Origin of the sequence: Planosporangium mesophilum, assembly GCF_016863255.1 — a bacterium.
Lineage (GTDB): Bacteria > Actinomycetota > Actinomycetes > Mycobacteriales > Micromonosporaceae > Planosporangium > Planosporangium mesophilum.
Genome location: NZ_BOON01000005.1, coordinates 12,951 through 32,633, shown reverse-complemented (window position 1 = coordinate 32,633; position 19,683 = coordinate 12,951). Strand labels below are relative to the sequence as shown.

General features: G+C 70.9%; 21 protein-coding genes. 12 read left to right on the top strand and 9 right to left on the bottom strand.

Going from position 1 to position 19,683, the window contains the following annotated elements:
- Window positions 1-82: 82 nt before the first annotated feature.
- Together Pme01_RS02640 and Pme01_RS02635 are read right to left on the bottom strand one after the other, a co-directional pair.
- Window positions 83-1,234 carry a SigB/SigF/SigG family RNA polymerase sigma factor gene (locus Pme01_RS02640; RefSeq protein WP_275408487.1) on the bottom strand — a complete coding sequence of 384 codons (1,152 nt, stop codon included), beginning with the start codon at window positions 1,232-1,234 and terminating at the stop codon, window positions 83-85.
- A 98-nt stretch (window positions 1,235-1,332) separates the two neighbouring features.
- Window positions 1,333-2,127 carry an STAS domain-containing protein gene (locus Pme01_RS02635; protein WP_168112837.1) on the bottom strand — a complete coding sequence of 265 codons (795 nt, stop codon included), beginning with the start codon at window positions 2,125-2,127 and terminating at the stop codon, window positions 1,333-1,335.
- A gap of 155 nt (window positions 2,128-2,282) precedes the next feature.
- Between Pme01_RS02635 and Pme01_RS02630 the strand changes: the two genes are divergently transcribed.
- From Pme01_RS02630 to Pme01_RS02615, 4 genes are all read left to right on the top strand, one after another.
- Window positions 2,283-2,723: a Rieske (2Fe-2S) protein gene (locus Pme01_RS02630; RefSeq protein ID WP_168112838.1), complete on the top strand. Its 441-nt coding sequence runs from the start codon at window positions 2,283-2,285 to the stop codon at window positions 2,721-2,723.
- Between the two features lie 10 nt (window positions 2,724-2,733).
- Window positions 2,734-4,365 carry an MFS transporter gene (locus Pme01_RS02625; protein WP_168112839.1) on the top strand — a complete coding sequence of 544 codons (1,632 nt, stop codon included), beginning with the start codon at window positions 2,734-2,736 and terminating at the stop codon, window positions 4,363-4,365.
- Between the two features lie 16 nt (window positions 4,366-4,381).
- Window positions 4,382-5,107: a methyltransferase domain-containing protein gene (locus tag Pme01_RS02620; protein ID WP_168112840.1), complete on the top strand. Its 726-nt coding sequence runs from the start codon at window positions 4,382-4,384 to the stop codon at window positions 5,105-5,107.
- A 145-nt stretch (window positions 5,108-5,252) separates the two neighbouring features.
- Window positions 5,253-5,966, top strand: coding sequence for a YqjF family protein (locus tag Pme01_RS02615; protein WP_203935399.1), 714 nt, complete (start codon window positions 5,253-5,255; stop codon window positions 5,964-5,966).
- A gap of 3 nt (window positions 5,967-5,969) precedes the next feature.
- Here the strand turns inward: Pme01_RS02615 and Pme01_RS02610 are convergent, their stop codons facing one another.
- From Pme01_RS02610 to Pme01_RS02595, 4 genes are all read right to left on the bottom strand, one after another.
- Window positions 5,970-7,490, bottom strand: coding sequence for a potassium/proton antiporter (locus tag Pme01_RS02610; protein ID WP_168112842.1), 1,521 nt, complete (start codon window positions 7,488-7,490; stop codon window positions 5,970-5,972).
- Window positions 7,491-7,591: 101 nt separating this feature from the next.
- Window positions 7,592-8,113 carry a hypothetical protein gene (locus Pme01_RS02605; RefSeq protein ID WP_168112843.1) on the bottom strand — a complete coding sequence of 174 codons (522 nt, stop codon included), beginning with the start codon at window positions 8,111-8,113 and terminating at the stop codon, window positions 7,592-7,594.
- A gap of 83 nt (window positions 8,114-8,196) precedes the next feature.
- The gene (locus Pme01_RS02600; protein WP_168112844.1) at window positions 8,197-9,030 is read right to left on the bottom strand and encodes a bifunctional 5,10-methylenetetrahydrofolate dehydrogenase/5,10-methenyltetrahydrofolate cyclohydrolase; all 834 of its coding nucleotides are present in this window, start codon (window positions 9,028-9,030) and stop codon (window positions 8,197-8,199) included.
- A complete protein-coding gene (locus Pme01_RS02595) occupies window positions 9,027-9,650 on the bottom strand; it encodes a cyclodeaminase/cyclohydrolase family protein (RefSeq protein WP_168112845.1) in 624 nt (207 codons plus the stop codon). The genes Pme01_RS02600 and Pme01_RS02595 overlap by 4 nt, the downstream gene beginning before the upstream one ends.
- Window positions 9,651-9,923: 273 nt before the next feature.
- Here Pme01_RS02595 and Pme01_RS02590 point away from each other — a divergent pair, with 273 nt between their 5' ends.
- The 7 genes from Pme01_RS02590 to Pme01_RS02560 all read left to right on the top strand — a co-directional run bounded on the left by Pme01_RS02590 (window position 9,924) and on the right by Pme01_RS02560 (window position 16,317).
- Window positions 9,924-10,073: a hypothetical protein gene (locus Pme01_RS02590; RefSeq protein ID WP_168112846.1), complete on the top strand. Its 150-nt coding sequence runs from the start codon at window positions 9,924-9,926 to the stop codon at window positions 10,071-10,073.
- A 78-nt stretch (window positions 10,074-10,151) separates the two neighbouring features.
- The gene (locus Pme01_RS02585; RefSeq protein WP_168112847.1) at window positions 10,152-11,156 is read left to right on the top strand and encodes a phosphotransferase family protein; all 1,005 of its coding nucleotides are present in this window, start codon (window positions 10,152-10,154) and stop codon (window positions 11,154-11,156) included.
- A gap of 6 nt (window positions 11,157-11,162) precedes the next feature.
- Window positions 11,163-12,374, top strand: a complete 1,212-nt coding sequence (locus tag Pme01_RS02580) for an acyl-CoA dehydrogenase family protein (RefSeq protein WP_168112848.1) — start codon at window positions 11,163-11,165, stop codon at window positions 12,372-12,374.
- Entirely contained in the window at window positions 12,365-13,036 is a 672-nt protein-coding gene (locus tag Pme01_RS02575) for a TetR/AcrR family transcriptional regulator (RefSeq protein ID WP_168112849.1), read from the top strand. The genes Pme01_RS02580 and Pme01_RS02575 overlap by 10 nt, the downstream gene beginning before the upstream one ends.
- Window positions 13,037-13,503: 467 nt before the next feature.
- Window positions 13,504-14,178 (top strand): hypothetical protein, encoded by a 675-nt coding sequence (locus Pme01_RS02570; RefSeq protein WP_168112850.1) that lies wholly within the window; start codon window positions 13,504-13,506, stop codon window positions 14,176-14,178.
- Between the two features lie 141 nt (window positions 14,179-14,319).
- A complete protein-coding gene (locus Pme01_RS30745) occupies window positions 14,320-14,991 on the top strand; it encodes a polyadenylate binding domain-containing protein (protein ID WP_239087978.1) in 672 nt (223 codons plus the stop codon).
- 105 nt (window positions 14,992-15,096) lie between these two features.
- The gene (locus Pme01_RS02560) at window positions 15,097-16,317 is read left to right on the top strand and encodes an HNH endonuclease signature motif containing protein (protein ID WP_168112851.1); all 1,221 of its coding nucleotides are present in this window, start codon (window positions 15,097-15,099) and stop codon (window positions 16,315-16,317) included.
- Window positions 16,318-16,436: 119 nt separating this feature from the next.
- Here Pme01_RS02560 and Pme01_RS02555 read toward each other — a convergent pair whose 3' ends face one another.
- Entirely contained in the window at window positions 16,437-16,607 is a 171-nt protein-coding gene (locus Pme01_RS02555; protein ID WP_203935397.1) for an MBL fold metallo-hydrolase, read from the bottom strand.
- Between the two features lie 191 nt (window positions 16,608-16,798).
- Between Pme01_RS02555 and Pme01_RS02550 the strand changes: the two genes are divergently transcribed.
- Entirely contained in the window at window positions 16,799-17,644 is an 846-nt protein-coding gene (locus Pme01_RS02550) for an alkaline phosphatase family protein (protein ID WP_239087977.1), read from the top strand.
- On the opposite strand, the gene Pme01_RS02545 is transcribed toward Pme01_RS02550, so the two are convergent.
- Entirely contained in the window at window positions 17,625-18,386 is a 762-nt protein-coding gene (locus Pme01_RS02545; RefSeq protein WP_239087976.1) for a polysaccharide deacetylase family protein, read from the bottom strand. The two genes, Pme01_RS02550 and Pme01_RS02545, sit on opposite strands and share 20 nt — an antisense overlap.
- Before the next feature lie 57 nt (window positions 18,387-18,443).
- Window positions 18,444-19,643, bottom strand: coding sequence for an MGDG synthase family glycosyltransferase (locus Pme01_RS02540; protein WP_168112853.1), 1,200 nt, complete (start codon window positions 19,641-19,643; stop codon window positions 18,444-18,446).
- Between the last annotated feature and the right edge of the window lie 40 nt (window positions 19,644-19,683).

Genomic DNA, 19,683 nt, shown 5'->3' with positions numbered 1-19,683 from the left:
GTTCGGACTCCGATGATCCTGAAGGATCTCCGTATCGGGACACGGAGATCCTTCAGGATCAGAGGGCGCGCATGCGCGGGCTTCAGTCCTGGCGGAGCAGGTCCTCCCGCAGGCGGTCGAGGGTACGGCTGAGTAGCCGGGACACGTGCATCTGCGAGATGCCCAGGTCCCGGGCGATCTCCGCCTGGGTCATGTTGCCGTAGAACCGCAGGCTGAGGATCTTCTGCTCGCGGTGCGGCAGCTTCGCGAGCAACGGATGCAGCGCCTCGCGGAACTCGACCGCGTCCAGCCCGTCGTCCTCCTGCCCGAGCCAGTCCGCCGGAGTCATGGCGTCCTCGCCGGGGTGCGTCGGCGCGTACAGCGAGCTGGCCCGGTACCCGCTGGCCGCGACCATGGCCTCCACCACCGGCTCCTCATCGATGTCGAGGTGGTCGGCCACATCGCGGACGGTGGGGGAGCGGCCGAGCCGCTGGGTCAGCGACTCCCGCGCCTGGTTGATCTCCAGCCGTAGTTCCTGGAGCCGGCGCGGTACCCGTACGCTCCAGCCGCGGTCGCGGAAGTGGCGTTTGAGCTCGCCGACGATGGTCGGGGTGGCATAGCTGGCGAAGTCCGTGGTGTGGCTCGGGTCGAACCGGTCGACCGCCTTGAGCAGGCCGACCGCGGCCACCTGGTTGAGGTCGGCCGCCGACTCGCCGAGGCCGTGGAAGCGTCGGGCGAGCCGCTCGGCGTACGGCAGGCACGCTTCCACCACGCGTTGGCGCAGGTGGCGGCGGTGCGGGTCGTCGGCGGGGAGCTGGCTGATCGTCCACAGCAGAGTGTTGATCTCGTCACCCCACAGGCCCTGCCACTGGTGCCGGTCGGTGCCGAGATGCTCGACGTTGTCGGTGCGCTCGGCCGTCGACGGCAGTTCCAGCGGCGGGTCGTAGGCCGCCAGGGCCTTGGCCGAGCCGGTGATCTCCAAGACCTCGAGCGCCAGCCCCTGCGCGCCCTGGACCCGCAGGCTCCCGCCGCGTTCGGAAAGTTGTTCCTGTACACGCAGCATCACGCCGACTGCGCTGGCGTCGATCAGCCGGACTCCGGCAAGGTCGACGACGACCTGGTCGGCGCCGGCGTCGAGCTGCTCGAAAAGGACGAGCCTCAGACGCACTGAGGCAGCGAAGTCCAGTACGCCGGTGATCTTGACTAAATGTATGGAGTCGAAACGCCAGACTTCGACGTGTGCGGTTTCGGCCATGAGCGGCCCCCATCGTCGCGGAGAGACCCCACGTCCTTTCCAACTGTACGACGGCTGAAACCTAACTTGGTCCACAACATTTTTGCTGGCAGCGGGTATCACCGTCGGTTGTTACCTGGTAACTGAAGGGTGGCCCAGACCACCTTGCCGTTTTCGGTCGGGGTACTGCCCCAGCCGGTGGCGAGCGCTTCCACGATCTTCAGACCGCGCCCGTCCGTGCCGAACTCGCTCTCCGACCCGCCCAGTCGGGGCGCCGCGCGGCAGTCGTCGCGCACCGACAGGTGCAGATAGCGCTGGCGCAGCGAGACGGTCAGCTCCATCGGGGTACCCGCGTGCCGCAGCACGTTGGCGACGAGCTCGGTCGTCACGATCTGGGCCCGGTCGGTGACCGTGTCCACGTTCCAGCCGGCGCAGGCGCGCTTGACCAGCGTGCGGGCCTTCCCGAGGGAGCGCGGTACCGGCTTGAGGACCTGGCTCGCGCGCCGTCGCGGCACGTTGACGGAGCGGCTGGCGAGCGCCTGCTCGACCGTGGGGTAGATCGGGACGGACCGGCAGACCGCCATCCGGTCGAGCGCGGCCGACAGTTGCGGTCCGGGAGCGCCGAGAACCAGCGACGCGCCGGGCCACGCCGCGGCGTGGCTTGCCATGGAAGGGAGGACGGAAAGTACGATGTCATCGTCGGCATCCATCGTCGAGACGTCGACGACGATCAGCTCGGGCTGGCTGGCCAGGCACTGCAACAGGGTGGCGCGGACGGCCGGCGCGGTCTCCACCGTCAACGTTCCGGCGAGGCGCACCAGGGCGACGGGAGACTGCCGCTCCACGCGGCAGGACAGGTCCGGGCCGGACCCACCGGCCTCCTTCCGCCTCGTCCAGAACGATCGCGGTAGCACGGTCTCTCCTCGGGTGACGGTCCGACATGGCCGCGGATCTTTCGCCAGCGCGACTACCCCTTCCCCGCTTCGGTAACCATCGTCGTTCCGGATGTGCGCATATCCAGGTGGCGATCGGGTAGCGAGGTCTGCCGTACGGGACGGAAGGCATCGCGATGGGTCAGATCACCAGGCGCGGAGTGCTCATCGGCGGTGTCGCGCTCGGCGGGCTGTCGCTGAGTGGTTGCGGCGGGTACCCGCCCCCGTTCGGTGACCGGGGCGGCCCGGAGCAAGGCCCGCGCACCCCGGCGCCGGGGCAGGCAGGGCAGGGCATCCTGGACTCCGCCGATCAGATCCCGGTCGGCGGCGGGAAGGTGTACCCCACCCGCCAGGTCGTGGTGACCCAGCCGGTCCAAGGGGTCTTCAAGGGGTTCCGCGCCGTCTGTACCCACGAGGGCTGCCTGGTCAACAGGGTCGGCAACGGCACCATCGACTGCCCCTGCCACAACAGCAAGTTCGCGATCACCGACGGCTCGGTCCGCCAGGGGCCGGCCACGAAGCCGTTGGAGTCCAAGACCGTCACCGTGGACACCGGCCAGGTTCGACTGCTCGACTGAGGATCTCACCGTGACCACCCCCGTTCACCCCACCACCCCGGCCGCCGACGCGCCGCCGCCTCCGGAGACGCGGACCGGGTCGGCCTGGGCGCCGCTGCGCCACCCCTGGTTCCGCCGTCTCTGGATCGCGCAGTTCGCCTCCAGCGTCGGCGGCTGGATGCAGACGGTGGCCGCCCAGTGGCTGATGCTGACGCTGACCAGTGCCGCGTTACCGGTCGCGCTGGTACAGACGGCGCTGAGCCTGCCGGTCTTCCTCGTCGGGCTGCCGGCCGGCGCGCTGGGCGACGTGATGGACCGCCGCCGGCTCCTGATCATCGCGCAGGGCTTCACGCTGGTCGCCGCTGCGGGGTTGGCGGTGCTGACCTTCGTCGGGCTGATGACGCCCTGGCTGCTCCTGTTGTTCACGTTCCTCATCGGGACCGGTGGCGCCCTGATGGCCCCGGCCTGGATAGCCGTCCAGCCGGAGTTGGTCTCGCGCGAGGAGATCCCGCAGGCGACCGCGATGAACGCGGTGAGCATCAACCTGTCCCGCGCCGTCGGTCCGGCCATCGGCGGTCTGATCGTGGCGGTCCTCGGCGCGGCGGCGGCGTTCGCCGTCAACGCCGTGTCGTTCCTCGGCTCGCTGATCGCGCTCAAGCGTTGGCCGCGACCTCGGGAGCTGCGCCCGCTGGGCGCCGAGCCGATCATGTCGGCGATGCGTACCGGGCTGGCCTACGTCCGCCACTCGCCGCCGGTACGGGCGGTGCTCATGCACGCCTCGATCTTCCTGCTCTTCTCGTCCGCGCTGTGGGCGCTGCTCCCGGTCGTCGCGGCCAAGCACATGCACCTCGGCTCCGCCGGGTACGGGCTGCTGCTGAGCGCGGTCGGCCTGGGCGCGGTGATCGGCGCCGCGCTGCTGAACTGGGCTCGGGAGCGGCTCGGCCTCGAGATGGTGGTGAGGGCCTGCTCCGTCCTGTTCGGCCTCGGCATGGTGGAGATCGCGCTGAGCCCGCACGTGCTCGCAATGGACCTGGTCATCCTGGTGATCATGGGCATCGCGTTCATCGGCGGCCTCTCGTCGCTGAGCGCCGCCGCGCAGACGGCGCTGCCGAGTTGGGTGCGGGCCCGGGCGATGGCGGTGTACCTGCTGGTCTTCCAGGGCACCCAGGCGGTGGGCGCCGCCATCTGGGGTGCGTTCGCGCAGGGCTACGGGACCGACCTCGCGTTGGCGATCGCCGGCGCCGGCGTCGTGATCGGCCCGCTCGCCGCGCACGGTTACCACGTGGGGTTGGGCGCCCACTACGAGCGGGAGATCTCGCCGCTGTCGATCGAGCCCCGTGTCGGGCCGCGTACCGACCACGACTCCAACCCGGTGCTGGTGATACGGGACTACAAGGTCGATCCGGAGCACGCCCGCGACTTCGAGAACGCTATGCGACTGGTACGCGGCAGCCGGCGCCGCTTCGGTGCGCAGCGCTGGAACCTGTACCACGACGCGGCCGATCCCACCCGGTACGTCGAGACGTTCACCGCGAACAACTGGCAGGAGCACCTGCGCCAGCACACCGAGCGCATGACCGAGGCCGACCGGATGATGGACGAGTTGGCCGAGCGGTACGCCCGCGGCGAGCCGCGGACGCGGCATCTCATCGGCACCGAGTAGGCGGGATCGGATCTCGATGACCTGGATCGGGGGAGCGGCGCCGCACGGTGGGCGCCGGATGGGGGCGCTGGACCGGCACCTGACCGAGTCCGTCCACGACCTGCTCGCCCACGACGACCGGCTGCGGGGCGTCGCCGTCGACGTCCGGTTCGACGGCGGGGTCGCCCACCTCGGCGGTGACCTGCGAGACGGCAAGGAGCTGCTGCTGGTACGCCGGCTCATCGGCCGCCTCGCCGGTGTGCTCGCGGTCTGGTCGCGGGTACGGGTCGGCGGGCGGGAACCGGTCATCCTCGACCTCGGCAGCGGCGAGATCAAGCAGTACCCGCCCAACATCGGCGTCGACCGGCGGCCGGCGACCGGTGTGGACGTACGCGCGGACCTGACGGACGGACTGCCCTTCGCCGACCGGAGCGCCGACGCGATCTTCGCGGTCCACGTGCTGGAGCATTTGATCGACTACCTGCCGCTGGTCGACGAGTGCCACCGGGTACTGCGCCCGGACGGCGTACTGCACGTGCTCAGCCCCTGGTGGCGGTACGTGAACGCGGTGGCCGACCCCACGCACGTCCGGCTGCTCGACGTCCAGACCATCAAGGGGATCTGCGCGCGCCCTGGCAGCCCCCTGCGCTGGTACCCGCTGCACGCCGGCTGCGACGGCGCCAGCGTCTTCGGCGACCTGGCGCCGCTGGCCGAGCAGGAGCCGGGCCCCGACGACGCGCACCTCGCCCGGTTCTTCGACTGAGTCGCTCCTGGACAGTGTCGCTCCTGGACAGTTCCGCGACCTGTAGCGCGCACAACTGTCCAAGATCGTAAGGGTCAGCCGGCCGCGCGATGGGTAACTCGGCGCCATGTACCCGCCGCCCGCTCCGACGGTTCCGCGCCCCGTCATGTGCCAGGACTGGCGGACGCTGACCTTCCTGCACTGGCGCTATCCACCCCAGACCGTCCAGGAGCTGCTCCCGGCGGGTCTGGAGGTGGAGACGTTCGACGGCGACGCCTGGGTCGGCCTGATCCCGTTCCTGATGGACCGGGTACGGGCACCGCGGCTGCCCTCGCTGCCGTGGCTGTCGCGCTTCCCGGAGACGAACGTGCGCACCTACGTGCGGGGGCCGGACGGCCGTACCGGCATCTGGTTCTTCTCCCTGGACGCCGCCCGGCTGCCGGCGGTCCTCAGCGGCCGGCTCGGCTACGGGCTGCCGTACCAGTGGTCGGCGATGTCGGTCCGCGGCGCCGGGGGCGCGATCGCGTACCACTCCCGGCGGCGCTGGCCGGGGCCGCCGGGCGCGCACTGCGACGCGCAGATCGAACTGGGCGACCCGTTTCCGCAGGGGGAACTCGGGCCGCTGGACCACTTCCTGACCGCCCGCTTCCGGCTGTACAGCGTGTTCGCCGACCGGCTCGTCGCCGCCGACGCCGAGCACCCGCCGTGGCCGCTGCGCCACGCCTGGCTCGGTCACCTCCGGCACAACCTGATCGAGGTGGCCGGCCTGCCCACGCCGCGGGGCCGGCCGCTGATGCACGCCTCGGACGGGGTACGGGTGCGCATCGGCATGTGGCGACCCGTACGGGCAGCCGCCCAGCCGGCCGTGGAGCAGGGCTGACCGTCACCGGTTGATCGCCGCCGGACCGTCCGGGTCGCCGGTCTCGCCGTACCAGGCCGCCAGCCGTCCGGCCCGGGCCACCGCCCGCAGCCGGCGTTCGACCGCCTCCCGCTGGGCGGTCGTCGCCACCACGAGCAACTGGTCACCGGTGGTCAGCCGGGTCGTCGGCTGCGGCACGAAGGCGCGCCCCTCGCGTACCACCAGCGTGACCGCGCACGGCTCGGGCAGGCGCAGCTCGAAGATCTCCACGCCGTGCAGGCGGGACCCGGGGTCGACGGTCAGCTCGATCAGCTCGGCGTCGATCACGTCCAGCGGCGCGAACTCGGCCCGCAACTCACGCCCGACCGACGTTGGTACCAGCCGCAGCCGGCGCGCCAGCGGCGGCAGGGCCGGCGCCTGCACCAGAATGAAGATGACGACCAGGCAGACGACCAGGTTGAGCAGTTGCCGGCTGCCGGGTACCCGGGCGACCACCGGGATGGTGGCGAGCACGATCGGTACCGCGCCGCGCAGGCCGGCGAGCGACAGGAAGACCTGCTCGCGCAGCGGTACCCGGAACGGCGTCAGGCACAGCAGTACGGCCAGCGGGCGCGCGACCAGCAGCAGCACGATCCCGATCACGAGCGCGGGCAGCAGACTCGCCCGCAGCTCGTGCGGGGTGGCGAGCAGGCCGAGCATGACGAACAGGCTGATCTGGGCGATCCAGCCCAGCCCCTCGGCCACCGACCGGGTCGCCCGGCGGTGCGGCAACCCGGCGTTGCCCAGGACCAGCCCGGCGACGTACGCGGCGAGGAAGCCGCTGGCGTGCGCGATCCCGGCCGCCGCGAACCCCATCACGCCGGTGGCGACCATCGCTATCGAGTGCAGGCCCGACGTCACCAGCGACAGCCGGCGCAGCAGCCAGACCCCGGCCCACCCCACGGCCAGGCCGAACAGGGCACCGGCAATCAACTCGTACCCGAGGTCGCCGAGCAGATGCACGACGCTGGTCGGGTGCAGGGTGGTGGTGCTCAGCGCGACGACGAGGATCACCGACGGCGCGTCGTTGATGCCCGACTCCGCCTCCAGCAGACCGGTCAGCCGCCGGGGCAGCGGCAGCGCACGCAGTACCGAGAAGACGGCCGCCGCGTCGGTGGACGACACGATCGCCCCGAGCAGCAACGACAGTTGCCACGACAGGTCGAGCGCGACGTGCGCGGTGACGGCGACGACCGCCACGCTGATCAGGACGCCGACGGTGGCGAGGATCGAGGCGGGCACCAGGACCGGCCGGATGAGCGAAACCTCCGTACTCAGACCGCCTTCCACCAGGATGACGGCGAGGGCGGCCGTGCCGAGTGCCTGGGCCAGCGCGACGTTGTTGAAGTGGATGCCGAGACCGTCCTCGCCGAGGCCCACGCCGACGGCGAGGAACGCGAGCAGCACCGGCAGCCCGACCCGGTGGGCCAGCCGCGCCACGGCGACGCTGACCAGCAGGATCACGGCGCCGGCGAGCAGGAAGAGGTAGACCTGTTGCAGGCTCATCGCCCGCAATCTTCGCCTTGATCGCCGCACCTTGCCTGAAGTTGTGGTCTGAGAACCCGTCCGAGACCACGACGTGCCGCACGTTTTGCCAGGTCAGGTCGTCAGTAGCCGTACCCCGAGTTGTTGTCGGCCGGTGCGGCGTCGGTGGCGGTCGCCTTCTTGCCCGCCGGGGTGGAGGCGAACCAGGTGTTGCCCACGCCCTGGCCCCCGGCCTCGCCCGGCGCGGTGTCCTTGGCGTACCGGTAGAGCGGCCAGCCGCCCAGCGTGATCTGGATCGAGCCGTCCTTGCGGGCGATCGTGCCGATCAGGTTCCGGTCGACGCCGCTGATCCGCACGTGGTCGGCGGTCGTGGTGACCGGTGGCCAGGTCTCCGCGCAGGTGCCGTCGCAGGTGGAGGCTGGTGGCTGCGCGGTGTCCTTCTCGAACCGGTACAGCGTCATGCCCTTACCGTCGGTGACGACGGAGCCCAGGTTGCCGACCTTCTTGGCGATGAGGCTGGGCGCGTTGTCCGTGCCGCTGGCGGACACGCGCCCCTTGTCGCTCGAGAACGCTCCGCAGGCGGAGGTGAGCGTCAGGGCGAGGGCCGACGTGGCCAGCAGGGCGGCGACGCGGGCGCGGGTCATCGTGAACCTCCGGGATGTGCGACCGTTGACATCCCAGGACACGGGTGTGGCCGGTTACCGGTTCACCCCGGGAGAAAGATTCTTCAGCCGCGCGCGGCCGTCACCACGTTCCGCAGCAGCAGCGCGGTGGTCACCGGGCCGACCCCACCCGGTACCGGCGTGATCGCGCCCGCCACCGGCTCGACTGCCTCGGTGTCCACGTCACCGACGAGCCCGCCGTCCGGGGTGGGGTTGGTACCCACGTCGATCACGACCGCGCCGGGCTTGACGTGCTCGGCGCCGAGCATCCGGGCCCGGCCCACGGCCGCGACCAGGACGTCCCCCTGCCGGGTGTGGGCGGCGAGATCACGGGTACGTGAGTGGCAGATCGTGACGGTGGCGTTCTCGGCCAGCAGCAGCAGCGCCGCGGGCTTGCCGACGACGTTGCTGCGCCCCACGACGACCACGTCGGCGCCCTCCAGTGGCGTCTGCTCGCGCTGCAGGATCTCCACGACCGCCTGCGCCGTCGCCGGCGCGAACGCCGGCAGGCCGGCGGCGAGCCGGCCGAGGCTCTCCGGGTTGGCGCCGTCGACGTCCTTGGCAGGCGCGATGTGCTGACCGACCTGGTCCAGGGTGATGCCCTTGGGCAGCGGTGTCTGGCAGATGATCCCGTGTACGGCCGGATCGGCCGACAGTGCGGCGAGCTCGGTGACCAGCTCGACGGCGGTCGTGCCGTGCAGGTCGATCCGGCGGGCCTCGATACCGACCCGCTCCGCGGCGCGCACGATGGACCGCACGTACCACGCGGTCGCCTCGTCGTCGGTGGGAACGACGATCGCCAGGGCCGGCGTGGTGCCGGCGGCGCGCAGCTCCGCCACACCGGCCGTCACGCCCTCCAGGATCGCCTTCGAGATCGCGCGGCCGTCGATGAGCGTCACCGGCTCAGTCCCTTCCGGACGGAGGCGACCACGGCGTCGGCGCGGTCGAGGTCGCGTTCGATCGAGGCGATCGCGTCGCCCAGCCGGGCCCGCTCGTCGTCGTCCTTGATGGCGGCCCGGTTGACCTCGATGTTGACGATCGCGGCCTCCAGCCCGGCGCGCGCCGAGGAGGCGGCGACCGCCACGTCGGAGAGGACGTTGACGTTGGCGCCGGGGAGGATCCGCTCGGTCAGGTCGAGCACGGTCGCCGCGGCCTGCGCGGTCCGCCACGGTACGTCCGCCGCGCCGAGCAGGGCCTGCTGGATGCGGGCCGAGCGGGCGGCCTTCTCCTCGTCGGTGCCCTTCGGCAGCTTGTACGCGTCGGTCACCGCGGTGAACGCGCGGGCGTCGTCCTCGGCCAGCCGGAGCGCCAGGCGGCGCTGCTCGCCGGCCTGCTCGCGGGCCTCGGTCATCGTCTGCTCGTGGTCGGCGTACCGCGGGTTGCCGATGGTCAGGTTGGCGACCATCTCCACCAGGCCGGCCGCCATGGCCACCTGCATGGCCGCGACCGCTCCGCCGCCGGGTGCCGGCGCCGAGGAGGCCAGGTCGTCGAGCCAGGCGCCGATCTCCTGGTGCTGCACGATGAACTCCCGTCTGCGTCGGGTGTTTCTCGGTCAAGAGTTAAGCAGATCGACGATCATCCGCTGTCGGTCGGGCTGTCGTACACCGGACACTTAGCCGGATTCCACGCCGAGCCGGCTCGTAACCCGCGATCCGTGGGTACGCCGGTGGCTGGCGACGTTTTGACCCGATGCCGACACAGTCCTGACGCATTTCGCCCGTACACCGGATGGAGTACCCCACGACGAGGTGACGAGGAGGCCCGGCCCGTGCGCGCGACAAGGACGTCGCGGATGGTCGCCGAATCGGTGACCCCGCGCATCGACTCCGAGCGGCAGTGCCGGTGCGGCACCACCGTCGTGTGGGACGAGGTGTACGGCTGGCTGCACGTGACCGGACCGGGCCGGCCGTGCCACCCGCCCCACCCCGCGTTCTCGCAGTGACGCCCCTTGAACCGTCCGTTGACAGCGTCCGGATCGCCCGGTTACGGTCCGTACCGACCGGTCGGTATGAGGAGTGCGATGGGAATCGATGACAGTCCACCGGGCCTCGACCTGGAACGGCTCGCCCCGTACCTGGAGCGGGCCACGGACGCCGCACTGACCGGCCCGATCACCGCCACCGTGATCAGCGGCGGCCGCTCCAACCTGACCTACCTGCTGAGCGGCGGGGCGCGGCGGGTCGTGGTCCGTCGCCCGCCGTTGGGGCACGTGCTGCCCTCCGCGCACGACATGGCCCGGGAGTACCGCGTCATCGGCGCGCTCTCGGCGACCGGCTTCCCGGTACCGACGCCGCTGCTGCTGTGTGAGGACGCCGAGGTGCTCGGGGCGCCGTTCTACCTGATGGAGTACGTCGACGGCGTGGTCCTGCGTGGCGCCGACCCGGTGGCTCCGGAGCAGGCCAGGTCCTGCGGGGACGCCCTGGTCGACCTGCTGGTCCGGCTGCACGCCGTGGACCACGAGGCGGTCGGCCTGGGCGGCTTCGGCCGGCCCGAGGGCTACCTGGAGCGGCAGGTGCGCCGCTGGTACCAGCAGTGGGAGCGCTCGAAGACCCGGGAGCTGCCGCTGCTGGAGCGGGTGGTGGCGAGGTTGGCGAACGAGATCCCGGACTCCTCGCGCGCGGGCATCGTGCACGGCGACTACCGGCTCGACAACGTCATGTTCTCGGCCGACCTCAAGACCATCCTCGCCGTCATGGACTGGGAGATGGCGACGATCGGCGATCCGCTCGCCGACGTCGGCCTGATGGTGGTGTACACCGACCGCAGCGAACTGGCGCCGACTCCGTCCGTACCCGAGGGTTTTCCGACGGGGGCGGAGCTTGCAGCGCGCTACGCGGCATCCACCGGAATCGACGTCGCGCATCTGGACTGGTACATCGCCTTCGGGCACTACAAGCTCGCCGTCATCAGCGAGGGCATCCACGCCCGCTACCTGCAGGGCAAGACCGTCGGTGCGGGATTCGAGACGTTCGGGCAGGCCGTGCCGGGCCTGATCGAGCGGGCGGCCGCGACTCTAGGGGAGTAGAGAGAAATGGACTTCGCATTCAGCGAGCGGGCGCTGGAGATCCAGCAGCGGGCCGAGGAGTTTCTGCGGGAGTGCGTGTACCCGGCGGAGGAGACCTTCGCCGCCCAGGTGGCCGAGCGCCCGGACTCGTGGGACTCCCCGCCGATCATGGAGGAGCTGAAGCAGGAGGCCCGCAAGCGGGGCCTGTGGAACCTGTTCCTGCCGCACTCCGAGTTCGGCGCCGGGCTGTCCAACCTGGAGTACGCGCCGATCGCCGAGCTGACCGGCCGCAGCCCGCTGATCGCGCCCGAGGCGATGAACTGCGCCGCGCCGGACACCGGCAACATGGAGATCCTGACCATGTTCGGTACGCCCGCGCAGCAGGAGCGCTGGCTCAAGCCGCTGCTGGAAGGCGAGATCCGTTCCTGCTTCTCGATGACCGAGCCGGAGGTCGCCAGCTCGGACGCGACCAACATCGCCACCCGGATCGAGCGCGACGGTGACTCGTACGTCGTCACCGGGCGCAAGTGGTGGTCGTCCGGCGCGATGAACCCGCGCTGCAAGGTCTCCATCGTGATGGGCGTCAGCGACCCCGACGGACCCAGGCACCGCCGGCACAGCATGATCCTGGTGCCGTTCGGGACCCCCGGCATGACCGTGGTGCGCCCCACCACCGTCTTCGGCTACACCGACGCCTCGCACGGCGGTCACGCCGAGATCCTCTTCGAGGGCGTCCGGGTACCCGCTTCGAATCTCCTGGGTGTTGAGAACGAGGGCTTCGCGCTCGCCCAGGCCCGCCTGGGGCCGGGCCGCATCCACCACTGCATGCGGCTGATCGGCATGGCCGAGCGGGCCTTGGAGCTCATGTGCAAGCGGACGCTGTCCCGCTCGACGTTCGGCCGGGTGATCGCGGAGCACGGGGTCGTCCAGGAGTGGATCGCCGAGGCGCGCATCCGGCTGGAGCAGGCCCGGCTGCTGGTCCTCAAGACCGCCTGGCTGATGGACACGGTCGGCAACAAGGGCGCGGCGATGGAGATCTCGGCGATCAAGGTGGTCGCGCCGGAGACCGCGCGGTGGGTCATCGACAAGGCCATCCAGGCGCACGGTGCGGCCGGGGTCAGCCAGGACACGCCGCTGGCCAACCTGTACTCCCACGCCCGTACCCTCCAGCTCGCCGACGGGCCGGACGAGGTGCACCGCCGCTCGGTGGCGCGCCGGGAGCTGTCCAGATGGCGCTAGGCGCCCGTGTTCCCGGCTCCGTCGTTCCCGGCTCCGTCGTTCCCGGCTCCGTCGTTCCCGGCTCCGTCGTTCCCGGCTCCGTCCAGGAGCGGTTGGTCGCCGCGGCGGTCCACCTGTTCGCCGAGAAGGGGTTCGACTCCACCTCGGTGCAGGAGATCGTCGAGCGGGCCGCGGTCACCAAGGGCGCGATGTACCACTACTTCAGGTCCAAGGACGACCTGCTGTACGAGATCTACCACGGCCTGATCAGCCAGCAGCTGGCCGATCTGGACCGCATCCTCGGGGCCGGTGGTACGCCCGGCGAGGTGATCCGTGCGGTCATCGTCGACCTGGTCGAGACGACCACCGAGCGGTTGGCCGAGGCGGCCGTGTTCGCCCGGGAGATGCACAAGCTGAGCGCCGAGCCGATGGCGGCGCTGAAGGCGCAGCGGCGCCGGTACCACGAGGTGTTCCGCGACCTGGTGGCGCGCGGGCAGGCGGACGGCGCGTTCGCGTCGGTGGCATCGGCCGACACCGTGACGCTCATCGTGTTCGGCATCGTCAACCAGTTGCCGCGGTGGTACCAGCCCGACGGGCCGAAGTCGCCGCGGCAACTGGCCGACGAGATCGCGGATTTCGTCCTGGCGGGGCTCGCCGTTCCCGCTTCGTATCCCGCTTCGTAGGGCCGGGGACTGCCCCCGGTTGCGCTGTCCACGTCGGAGCCGCGTTGTTGCGGCTTCGGCGTGGCTTCGGCGTTGGTGGCTTCGGCGTTGATGGCTCGGGCGTCGTTGGTGGCTTCGCGGTTGTCGGCGGCTCGGGCGTCGTTGGTGGCTTCGCGGTTGTCGGCGGCTTCGCGGCGCCGGTTTCGCTCGGTGCTGGTTTCCCCGCTGTGCGTGGCATCGTTTGCGGGCGGCTTCGCTTTTTGGTCCGCCCATTTTGTACACCAGGTGTGACAAGCCGTTTACCGAGAATCAGGACCGGTTGAAAAGTCGGCGCGAACGGCTGGAAACGATTGCACCCCCTTGGATAAAAGCTGTCCGATCATGGCAGACTTTGATTGATCACGAAGTACTCGTGCTCGGCTGTCGTCGCCACCCGAGTCCTCCCACCGGGCGGCGACTGATTTGTTCACCTCCATGGAGGCCCCACCGTGGCTGGCTACACCATCACCATCATGTCCAACGACGAGACTGCCGCCCAAACCACCATTCGCGTGGACACGGCTTCCGGCAGCGCCCGCATCACCGAACTGACCGTACGAGCGGCGGAGGGTGGCGGAATCTTCCCGCGGCAACTGCCGGCGCTGAACCTGGATCAGCTCATCGCCGCGCTCGTACCCTCGGCGCCGACCGCTCTCGCGTCGTCGGATGACTCCGAGCCTGCTTCCGCTTCGGTCGAGTCCCTTCCGGCGGAGTCCCTTCCGACGCAGCCCGCGACGAGCGAGTCGGCGGCGGTCGAGCAGGTTTCGGGTCCGGAGTCCGTACTCGTGCCCGAGGCGTCGGACGAGCCGGTCGAGACGCCGCAGCCGTCGGCATCGGTATCGGCGCGCGGCGCTCGGTCGTCCCGCGCGAAGAAGGCGGCCCGCACGGCGCCGGCGAAGAAGGCGCCGGCCCGTTCACGCCAGACCAAGGCGGAGAAGACGGCGGTGACGCAGTCGCCCAACGGCCGACGCGCGTACCGCCGGATGCCGGAGGCGAACGAACTGCTCTCCGCGTACCGCGAGGTCGGCGGGACCACCGCGCTCGCCCGGCACTACGGCGTACCCCGCCACACCGCCACCGGTTGGCTCCGCCGGCTGCGTATGCAGGGCCTGCTCGAGTCGTAGGTACCGCGAACGGTCCCCGTGGCGTCGGATGTGGCCGGCGCCCGGGGCCGTTCGCCGAGCGTCCTGGTCGCGGGCAGAGGGGAACTCGCGCGGTCCACTCGACCGGTAGCGTGCGGGCGGCAGGTTTCGAGAGGAGACGATGTGAGCGTTCCGCCCATGCCGCAGCAACCGGGTGGCCAGCAGTGGCCCGGGCAGCCCCAGCACGGTGGCCAGCCGCCCTACGGTGCGCAGCCTTCGCACGGTCCGCAGCCGCCCTATGGTGCTCAGCCTTCGCACGGTCCGCAGTCGCCCTATGGTGCTCAGCGTTATGGCGGGCAGCCGGCTTACCCGCCGCAGCAGCAGCCCTACGGCGGTCAGCCGGGGCAGCCGCAGGGATACCCGGCGCCTCAAGCCGCACCCGGTGGCGCACCGCATCCGGGCGCGGCGATCGCCCTGACGACCAAGTTCATGCCGATGGCGTTTCTCTTCCACTTCATCAAGCCCAAGGTCTATATCAACGGACACCCCATCGCCGTGGAATGGGGGCGCGCCGTGATCCCGGTCCCGCCCGGTGACCACCGAGTGGACGTCTACATTCCGTACTTTCTGCCGCCGCGGCTGGGGCCGGCCGACACCGCCGTCAGCCTGGCGCCGGGACAGATGGTCGAACTGGAGTACCGCGCACCGGTCGTCGCGTTCTCCCGGGGTTCCCTCGGCGCGCCGCCACAGAAGTACAACGGCATGCCGATTCTCATCGCGATGATGGCCGTCCTGGTGCTGCTCGGGCTGTGCTCCTGCCTGGTTCCGCTGCTCGGTTCCACATCTTCGCCCTGACCGCGTCGTCTTCGCCCTGACCGGGTCGTCTTCGGGTCGTCTTCGCCCTGACCGGGTCGTCAAAGTTGGCACTCCGGGGGGCTCGCGGATCGGTACGATTAGCACATGCGTTCGATTGAGGTGCTGACTGCCGGGCTGGATGCCCTGGCTGACGACGACGTCGACGCCCTGTCCGGTGGTGAGCTTCGGGCCCAGCTGCTGATGCTCTTGACAGTGGTGAACCGGGTGAATGCCGAGCTCGCCCGCCGGGTGGAGAGCTTCGACCGTCGGGGCCTGTCCGTCGAGGACGGCTGCCGGACCGCGGCCGCGTGGTTACGGGCCTTCGGGCGGTTGTCCGGGCACGCGGCCGCGGGCCAGGTCAAGCGGGCCCGGCTGTGCCGGCAGCTGGCGGAGCTGGCGGCCGCGGCGGCGGGCGGGGACGTGTCGGCCGAGCATCTGGATCGGGTGGAGCGTCTGTCCGAGCGGGTCGGAGTCGACCGGGTGGCCGAGGTGGAGACGGTGCTGGTCGAGGCCGCACGCCGACTGGACCCTTTCGATCTGGGCCGGGTGTGTGGGCGGGTGCTGGTTCATGTCGACCCAGACGGGGCCCAGCCTGACGCGGGCAGGGATTTCGCCCGACGCGGCGTCACCCTGTCGCCGTTCGACGGCATGGTGCTGGTGCGCGGTCAGCTCGATCCCGAAGGCGGCGCGGCATTGACGGCCGCGTTGGACGCACTGATGGGCGCGCCCGGCCCGGACGAGCTGCGTACCCCGGCGCAGCGCCGCGCGGACGCTCTGGTCGAACTGGCCCGCGGCGTCCCGCGCGAGGGCGCGGCACCGGCCGTCGGCGGGGCGCGCCCGCAGGTGGCGTTGCTGCTCACTCCGGAGAACCTGATCGATCGGGGGAGTCCCGAGCCGGCGCATCTGGAGTGGGTCGGCGACGTTCCCGACCCGGTCGCCCAGCGCATCGCCTGCGACGCCGACGTGTGGCGTGTCATCACCGACCCGGCGAACGGCCGGCCGCTGGACGTGGGCCGGGCGTACCGGCTCGTGCCGCACTGGCTGCGGAAGGCGCTGTACGCCCGCGACCGCGGTTGCCGCTTCCCCGGTTGCCACGCCCCGGCTGCGTGGACCGACGCTCACCACATCCGGTCGTGGGCCGCCGGCGGCCCCACGGATCTGGACAATCTCGTCCTGCTGTGCCGCTTCCACCATGGCCTGGTCCACGAGGCCGGCTGGAGCATCCGGTACGACCTCCGGACGGGCGCCGTCACGGTCGCCCGACCCGACGGCAGACCTTACGAAATCACGGCCCGGGCGCCCACCGTCGTCGGCGGAGCGGCCTGAGGTCGCGTCACGGATCGGAGGGCCCCCACGCTGCACCACTACAACCATCACCGACCGCATACCGCCATCGGCGACCAATCACCCATCAGCCGGCTAACCAACCTGTCCGGGCAGTACAGCTAGACCTCGGCTTCGCCGTCGAGTTCCCGGTACGTCACCCCGGGGAAGTCGACAAGCCCCAGCACGGTGTACCCCTCGGTACGGGCGGCCGCGTACTCGGTCGCCTGTACCAGGATCGGCCGACCGGCCAGCACGGCGTTGCCTCCGCAGTGGTCGAAGTGATCGCCCATGCCCCGATCACCCAGGCCCCGATCACCCAGGCCCCGATCACCCAGGCCCCGATCACCCAGGCCCCGATCACCCAGGCCTCCCAGTTGCCCATGCCTGACATCCAGTCTTGGCACTATATTTACTAGCATCTATCAATTGTTTAGCCGCGCATGTCATGCTCCGGGCGGACAGTGCCGAAGGGAGGACGCTGATGCGTTTCAAGCAGAAGGCGACGATGCTGGTCGCCTTGCTGACGGGAGCCTGTGTCGTAACGGTCGGCACCAACGAAGCTCCCGCCGCCGCGGCGCCGCCACGGCCTGACCACGTCGTGATCGTCGTACTGGAGAACCACGCGTACGGGCAGGTCATCCAGAACTCGAACGCGCCGTACATCAGTTCCCTGGTGTCGCAGGGGGCGAACCTCACCCAGTCCTTCGGCGTGACGCACCCGAGCGAGCCGAACTACCTCGCGCTCTACTCCGGCTCGCCCCAAGGGCTGACCGACGACTCCTGCCCGCACACGTACGGCGGTTCCAACCTCGGGCAGCAACTCCTGGCCGCCGGTCGGACCTTCGCCGGGTACTCGGAGGGCATGCCCTCGGACGGCTACACCGGTTGCACCTCCGGCCGGTACGCCCGCAAGCACAACCCCTGGGTCAACTTCACGAACGTCCCGGCCTCCGCCAACCTGCGGTACACGCGCTTCCCGACCGACTACACGAAGCTGCCCACGGTCTCATTCGTGATTCCGGACCTGTGCAACGACATGCACGACTGCAGCGTCGCGACCGGTGACGCGTGGGTGAAGCGGAATCTCGACGGGTACGTGCAGTGGGCCAGAACCCACAACAGCGTCTTCCTGTTGACGTTCGACGAGGACGACCACAGCGCCAGCAACCGCATCCCGACTGTGCTGGTCGGACAGCATGTCAGGACGATGGCGTCGAGCCAGCGCGTCACCCACTACGGAGTCCTGCGTACCCTGCAGGACATGTACGGGGTGGCCTGCACCGCGAACTCGTGCAGCGCCTCGGCGATCAGTGGGATCTGGAACTGACGACCCCGTGGTCGGCTAGTGGTCCCATCCGGAGGTTCCGGGCGCCGACGCCGTCGATGACGGCGGGTAGGGCAGCGAGCGTGCGTCGCCAGGAGTCCGGCGCCGAGGTGCAGTCGGAGTCGTGCAGCAGGACGGTCCCGCCGCCGCACAACCGGCCGGTGACCGTCGCCACGATCGACTCCGGGGTGGCGCCGGCCTCCCAGTCGCGTCCCCAGGCCGTCCAGAGCACCGGCGTGAGACCGAGCCGCTGAGCCGCGCGCAGCGCCGAAGTGGTCAGCACCCCGTACGGCGGCCGGAACCATCGCGGTTGCCGGCCGGTGACGGCGCCGATGAGGTCGCGGGCCCGGGCGAGGTCGTCGTACGTGTCGCGCGGACCGCGTACGAGCAGGCAGCGGTGCCGCCAGCCGTGCACGGCTACCTCGTGCCCGGCCGCGACGAGTTCCGCTCCGAGGTCCGGTGCCCTGCTGAGCATCTCACCTAGCAGGAAGAACGTTGCCCGTACGCCCTGGGCGCGCAGCAGTTCGAGAAAGGCGGGGGTCGACCGGGGGTCCGGTCCGTCGTCGAACGTCAGGGCCACGTGGTCGGGTCGGCCCTGGCCGGAGAGCCCGGGCAACAGTCGACGGCGCAGAGGTGCGATCGAGGTCAGCGCGGGAGCCGCGTGGGCGGCCAGCATCAACGCGGCGCCGGCGGCGAGCACGGATCCCGCGGATGAGGTAGCGGATGAGGTAGCGGAGCGCTTCACGGCAGTACTTTAGGCCGGCAGTGCTTGAGGCCGGCAGTGCTTGAGGCCGGCAGTGCTTCAGGCCGGCAGTGCTTCAGGCCGCGCCGCGATGCCCAGGATCATGTCGACGGCGCGACAGCGATCGATGATCGACGGCGCGGGTGCGGCCAGGGCCTTTGCCAGCGCCGCGCGCAGGTCCCGGGGTCGGCGTACCCAGTCCGCCCAGCCCGCTTTTTCCAGTGCGGCGGCGTTGGTTTCGCCGTGGCCCGGCAGGCAACGGTAGGTGACCACGGGTACGCCCGAGGTCAGCGACTCCAGCGAGGTCAGACCGCCCGCGTTCTGGACGACGAGATCGCAGGCCCGGATCAGGTTCGGCATGTCGTCGACCCAACCGAGCGCGACGATGCGCTCGTCGCGACTCAGCCGCCTGCGCAGTCGCTCGTTGTGCCCGCACACCGCGACGGGTACGGCCAGGCCGGTGTCGGCGATGTCGCGGGCGGAGCGGTCAACCGACCCGATGCCCCAGGAGCCGGCCACCACCAGGGCCAGCGGCGGGCACTCCGGCAGGCCGAAGGCCAGCCGCGCCGCCAGGTGCTCGCCGTCGTTACGGCGCGGGCGGAACGCGGGCCCCACCGCCGGGCCGGCGACGAGGGTGTTGCGGGCGCCGAGCGACCGGGCCTGCGCCGCGGGTACCGGATGGAGCGCGAGGTGCGCGTCGACGCCGGGCGCGATCCACAGGGGATGCACGGACATGTCCGTCAGGAAGGTGGCGACCGGTACGGTCAGCCGACGCTCCTGTCGCAGCCGGCCGAGCAGTTGACTGGCCAGCGGGTACGTCGACAGCACGACGGTGGGGCTGCCGCCGATCGCCTCCATCATGCGCTCACCGGCCGCGTGGCTGAGCACGGCAGAGGTATGGGCCGACATCGTCCGGCCGCCGGTGGCGTTCGTGACCCATCCCCAGGTTCGCGGTGCCACGGTCAACTCGGCCCGGTAGACGCCCCGGACGAGCCGGCCCCACGCGCCGGGGAGGGTGTCGAGGAAATCATGGCACTCGACCGTCACGCCGGCAGCGCGCAGTTGCCGGGCGAGCTCGGCGGCGGCTCCGTCGTGGCCGGCCCCGATGCTGGCGGACACGATGACGACCGGCCGATTACCCGCCTGCCCGGCCCCGACCTGCCCGGCCCCGACCTGCCCGGCCCCGACCTGCCCGGCCCCGACCTGCCCTGCCCCGATATGCCCGGCCCCGATATGCCCAGGCGCGGTCTGCGCGGTCATGGTCCCACCGAACAGGGTCCGGTGCGCTGGCGCTGCACGG

What these genes read in the sequence shown, in the direction of transcription:
- Pme01_RS02640 (WP_275408487.1), bottom strand. Translation starts at nt 1,234, where the DNA reads ATGGCCGAAACCGCACACGTCGAAGTCTGGCGTTTCGACTCCATACAT.
- Pme01_RS02630 (WP_168112838.1), top strand. Translation starts at nt 2,283, where the DNA reads ATGGGTCAGATCACCAGGCGCGGAGTGCTCATCGGCGGTGTCGCGCTC.
- Pme01_RS02620 (WP_168112840.1), top strand. Translation starts at nt 4,382, where the DNA reads ATGACCTGGATCGGGGGAGCGGCGCCGCACGGTGGGCGCCGGATGGGG.
- Pme01_RS02615 (WP_203935399.1), top strand. Translation starts at nt 5,253, where the DNA reads ATGTGCCAGGACTGGCGGACGCTGACCTTCCTGCACTGGCGCTATCCA.
- Pme01_RS02610 (WP_168112842.1), bottom strand. Translation starts at nt 7,490, where the DNA reads ATGAGCCTGCAACAGGTCTACCTCTTCCTGCTCGCCGGCGCCGTGATC.
- Pme01_RS02605 (WP_168112843.1), bottom strand. Translation starts at nt 8,113, where the DNA reads ATGACCCGCGCCCGCGTCGCCGCCCTGCTGGCCACGTCGGCCCTCGCC.
- Pme01_RS02590 (WP_168112846.1), top strand. Translation starts at nt 9,924, where the DNA reads ATGGTCGCCGAATCGGTGACCCCGCGCATCGACTCCGAGCGGCAGTGC.
- Pme01_RS02585 (WP_168112847.1), top strand. Translation starts at nt 10,152, where the DNA reads ATGGGAATCGATGACAGTCCACCGGGCCTCGACCTGGAACGGCTCGCC.
- Pme01_RS02580 (WP_168112848.1), top strand. Translation starts at nt 11,163, where the DNA reads ATGGACTTCGCATTCAGCGAGCGGGCGCTGGAGATCCAGCAGCGGGCC.
- Pme01_RS02575 (WP_168112849.1), top strand. Translation starts at nt 12,365, where the DNA reads ATGGCGCTAGGCGCCCGTGTTCCCGGCTCCGTCGTTCCCGGCTCCGTC.
- Pme01_RS02560 (WP_168112851.1), top strand. Translation starts at nt 15,097, where the DNA reads ATGCGTTCGATTGAGGTGCTGACTGCCGGGCTGGATGCCCTGGCTGAC.
- Pme01_RS02555 (WP_203935397.1), bottom strand. Translation starts at nt 16,607, where the DNA reads ATGGGCGATCACTTCGACCACTGCGGAGGCAACGCCGTGCTGGCCGGT.
- Pme01_RS02550 (WP_239087977.1), top strand. Translation starts at nt 16,799, where the DNA reads ATGCGTTTCAAGCAGAAGGCGACGATGCTGGTCGCCTTGCTGACGGGA.
- Pme01_RS02540 (WP_168112853.1), bottom strand. Translation starts at nt 19,643, where the DNA reads ATGACCGCGCAGACCGCGCCTGGGCATATCGGGGCCGGGCATATCGGG.